4 protein-coding genes are annotated in these 4,143 nt (G+C 61.3%); 2 read left to right on the top strand and 2 right to left on the bottom strand.

Annotated features, from left to right (window positions below):
• Both EN994_RS20520 and EN994_RS20515 read left to right on the top strand, forming a co-directional pair.
• The coding region (locus EN994_RS20520) for a MarR family transcriptional regulator (RefSeq protein ID WP_127307766.1) at positions 1 to 317 on the top strand (317 nt) is incomplete at its 5' end.
• A gap of 190 nt (positions 318 to 507) precedes the next feature.
• Complete coding sequence (locus EN994_RS20515) at positions 508 to 1,245, top strand: DUF6817 domain-containing protein (RefSeq protein WP_063167733.1); 738 nt, start codon at positions 508 to 510, stop codon at positions 1,243 to 1,245.
• Between the two features lie 71 nt (positions 1,246 to 1,316).
• Here EN994_RS20515 and EN994_RS20510 read toward each other — a convergent pair whose 3' ends face one another.
• Positions 1,317 to 2,057 carry a polysaccharide deacetylase family protein gene (locus EN994_RS20510; RefSeq protein ID WP_081714379.1) on the bottom strand — a complete coding sequence of 247 codons (741 nt, stop codon included), beginning with the start codon at positions 2,055 to 2,057 and terminating at the stop codon, positions 1,317 to 1,319.
• Between the two features lie 76 nt (positions 2,058 to 2,133).
• A partial coding sequence (locus tag EN994_RS20505; RefSeq protein WP_127307765.1) for an EAL domain-containing protein occupies positions 2,134 to 4,143 on the bottom strand: 2,010 nt, incomplete at its 5' end.

Genomic DNA, 4,143 nt, shown 5'->3' with positions numbered 1-4,143 from the left:
GGCTCACGCTGCTATCGGTCAAGTCGAGCAACCTTGCCAACCAGCGCGAGCTTGCCGGCATGATCGGTATCCAGGGCGCGACGCTGACCCATCATCTCAACGCCATGGAGGCGCAGGGCCTGCTGATGCGCCGCCGCGACCCCGTCAACCGCCGGGTTCATCTGGTCGAATTGACCGAGGCCGGAGAAGCGATGTTCGAGACACTGCGCAAGGCCGCGCTCGTCTTCGACAAGCGGCTGCGAGTGGGATTGACCGACGAGCGTCTGGCGGAGTTCGCGCAGGTGCTGGCTGTGTTGCGGGGCAATGTCGGGGGATAGAACCCTGCGGACCAAGAATTTCCTTGGACTGGACTTCCCTCATCACATTTGTAACGTTCCATTGTCCGGCTGATCCTGGTGGGAAGAGGTCAGGCTCAACTCTTCTGTAAAATCTGTGCAAGAATACCGAAGCCGCTGGCTTCGGGAGCGAGAAGTCGCCGGAAAACCTAACAACGTTCGGGGGGACAAGTTGACCAAAGAAGATCTGTTCGTTCCGCGCCAGACCAACACGGCGCTTTACATCCAGCTATACGAGGCTGGATATCCGCTTGCCGATATCGCCAGGGTGCAGAAGGCGTATCGTGTGTGTTGCGCGATGTTCAACGGCCGTTATCGCAAGACGGGACGGCCTTTCATCTGCCATGCGGTGGGAGCTGCGTCGTCGGTCGCGCATTTCGACCAAAGCGTCGATCTTGTCCTCGCCGCTATGTTTCACGCCGCCTATGACGGAGGCCAGTATCCGGACGGCAAATCCAGCAGGCGAACCGATGCTCATCGCAAGTGGCTGGAGCAAAAAATTGGTCCTCGCGTCGAGGGTCTTGTCGCTCGCGTGGTCGGACTGAAATTCGACACGGGAGATCCCGAGCGCATTGTGGACAAAGGTGTGCCGACCGGCGACGAGGACATTCTGTTCCTGGCGCTTGCCCATGAGGTCGATGACCTGGCGGACGGCGGACTGGCGTTTGCGCCCAAATACGGCCAGTCGATTCGTTCGAGGGTTGCTGCCTGCGCCACTCTGGCCAGGAATCTGGGCCGCGAAAATCTTGCCGCCACCATCGAAGGTTACGGCGCCCGCTACGAGACGATGGCGTGGGCTGCTCCCCTCCAGGAGACGAAGCTGGTGGGCTTTCAGATGACGCCTAATTTGCGCACATACATCAAATTGCGTCGGCACAAGCTGCGCGGGGAGTCGATCGAGGTGCTTTGACGCCTTGCCGGCCATGCGACAGCATCGGGTACCGATGCACATCCGCTGAAGAACTCGCCGTCCTCACCGGTTCAGTCGTCGTAGCCCTGGATTGCCCCAAAGGCGTAACGGCGCAGCTTCAGCGCGGCGATCAAATTGGTCAGCTTCGTCTTGCCGTCGAAGCCGTCCTGAAACATCTCGTCATGCATCAGCAGGATCAGCTTGCCGGGCTTGACGAAGCGGCCATAGCCGAACAGATGATCGATCTCGCTGACCAGATGGTCGACGCTCTGCACCGGCTCGCCGTTGTCCTTGTGCACCCATTCATGGTCCCAGCCGTAGAGATAGAAGCCTGAGGCCGCGACAAATTCGTAGTCGGGCTCTTCATGCCCCTCCTGGGCGAGGCCAAGCGAAGTGTCGTTCTTCGACATGGAGGGCAGCCTGAACACGTCGCGCCCCGGCAGCCTTGCATGCACCACGGGCTTCAAGCCGAGCACCGCGTTTGCCCGTACCATGTCGGCGACGACACCCTCGGTGTCGCCGTAGAAATGCCGGTAGTGATTGTAGGCATGGCTGTAGCTGTGGTTGCCGAGCGTCACCAGAGGAAGCTGCTTGGCGCGCTGGACGAGCGCTCTGTTGGCAGCGCTCGCCTGTGCGTGCATGCCGACCATGAATAGGGTTGCAGGAACCTGCTCGGCCTCCAGCACGTCGAGGATGTTGCTTGTGCCGTTCAGCGGCCCATCGTCGAAGGTAAGATAGATGGTGCGATCGGCGCCCTGGGCGGGGGCCGCAAAGATCAGCAGTGCCGCAAGGGCAAACCGAAACGGTGTCATCAGCCCCGATATCCCTGTTGCGATCACGACAAGGCGGCCATCTTCACACGCGGTTGTCAAGGCAGCCCGGCCGTACCTATGCCAGGCTTCCTTGCAGCACCGTCAGCTTGGCCTTCTTCGGCATGCGAGCGGTCAGCCATTCCAGCGCCTTGTCGTGCGGCATCGGGAAGGCGATGGAGTAGCCCTGCACCTGGTCACAGCCGATCGCCATCAGCGAATCGAGCTCGGCCTCGGTTTCGGCACCCTCCGCGACGATCGAGATGCCGAGGCCACGCGCCAGCTCGGTGATGGCGCGCACGATCTTCGAGTTGTCGCCATTCTCATGGATGTTCTGAACGAAGCGGCGATCGATCTTCAGCCGGTCGATCTCGTTCGGGTTGACATGGCTGAGCGAAGCATAGCCGGTGCCGAAATCATCGAGTTCGAGATGGACGCCGGCTGCCCTGATGTGGCGCAGCTTGGCGGCGATGCCTGTCTTTTCGTCGTCGAGGATGACGGATTCGACGATTTCCAGCGACAGTTTTTGCGGCGGCAGCCCAGCCTTTTCCAGCGTCTCGAACAAGAACGCATCGAAATCGTGCTCGCGCAGCTCGGTGCCGGAAACATTGACGGCAAGCCGTCCGAAGGCAATGCCGGCGCGATTCCATTCGGCCGCCTCGTTGATCGCCTTGGTGATGACGATTCGGCCGATCTCGGGCATGAAGCCGCATTTCTCGGCGACCGGGATGAATTCGCCGGGCGGGATCATGCCGCGCTCCGCATGGTTCCAGCGCACCAGCGCCTCTATGCCGCTGATCGTGCCGTTGGTCAGCGAGACCTGCGGCTGGAAATAGACCTGGAACGCCCGCTCCGCGATGGCGACCTTGATGTCGTGCTCGAGCTGCTTGCGATAATCGAGTTCGCGGCGCAGTTCCTCGGAGAAGAAGGAGAAGTTGCCACCGCCAAGCTTCTTGGCGGAATAAAGCGCCAGGTCGGCATGGACCAGCAAATCCCCAGCATTGTCGGCGTCGATCGGATAGACCGCGATGCCGGCGCTGGCGCCTGGGAGAATGGTCGTGCCCTGGAAGACGATCGGCTCGTTGATGTGCGCCAAGATGCGCCGCGCCAGCATGTTGATGTCTTCGGTGCCGCCGGCGCCGCCGAGGATCATGACGAACTCGTCGCCGCCCAGGCGCACGCACAGATCCGACGCCCGGCAGGAATCGCGCATGCGCTGTGCCGTGACGACCAGCACATAGTCGCCGGCGGCGTGGCCGAGCGTATCGTTGATCTGCTTGAACCGATCGAGATCGAGCTGGACGACGGCAAGGCGTTCGCGACGCCGGTGCGTGCCCTTGATCAGCGTGTCGAAATGATCGGTCAGGAACGTGCGGTTGTGCAGGCCGGTGAGGCCGTCATGAACCGCGATGAAGGCCATGGAATTGCGCGCGTCGATCAGTTCATGCGTCTTGCGCAGGATGGCGTTCGACATCGGCCTGAAGATGAAGAGCGCCACCAGTATGATGACGCCGATTGTGGCGTAGAACAGCGTGCGATGGAGAGCGAGCAGCTTCTCGGAGCGGTCGTCGGCGTCGGCAGTGATGCGCTGGCCGAGCGCGGCATAACCCGACAAGGTCGCATTGGCGACTGAGGCGTCGAGATTGACGCGTTCGCCGCCGCCCTTGTAGCCGCCATTGCCGTTGAATTGCGATTCATAGGCCGAGATCAGGCGGTCGCCATTGGCGATCAGCCCGACGGAGAAATAGTCGAGGTGGAAGGGCTTGGCGAAGAGGACGCTTTCGATCGACTTCGGGTCGAGCTTGGCCGGCGATTGCGGATCGGCTCCTGTCTGATCGAGCAGCAGGTCGTAGTTGGTCTCGAACTCCGCCGTTGCCTGCTTGAGCGCGCTGACCAGCGCCGGTTGCTTGTCGCGTGAACCGGCACCCGTTGCACTGGCAAGGAAGACGATGCGCTGCGACAGCGTCTTTTGTGTGCTGACGATGTCGAGCAAGGTGTGATTGTGCTGTTGGGTGGCCATCATCTGCTGCAGCAGGATGAAGGAGGCGATCACCATGGCCGCAATGATCAGCAGGGCCAGCCAATAGCC

It is taken from the genome of Mesorhizobium sp. M7A.F.Ca.CA.002.09.1.1 (genome assembly GCF_003998555.1).
Lineage (GTDB): Bacteria > Pseudomonadota > Alphaproteobacteria > Rhizobiales > Rhizobiaceae > Mesorhizobium > Mesorhizobium ciceri.
Note: the sequence above shows the minus strand (reverse complement) of the source record. Positions and strands in the feature narration are given on the sequence as shown.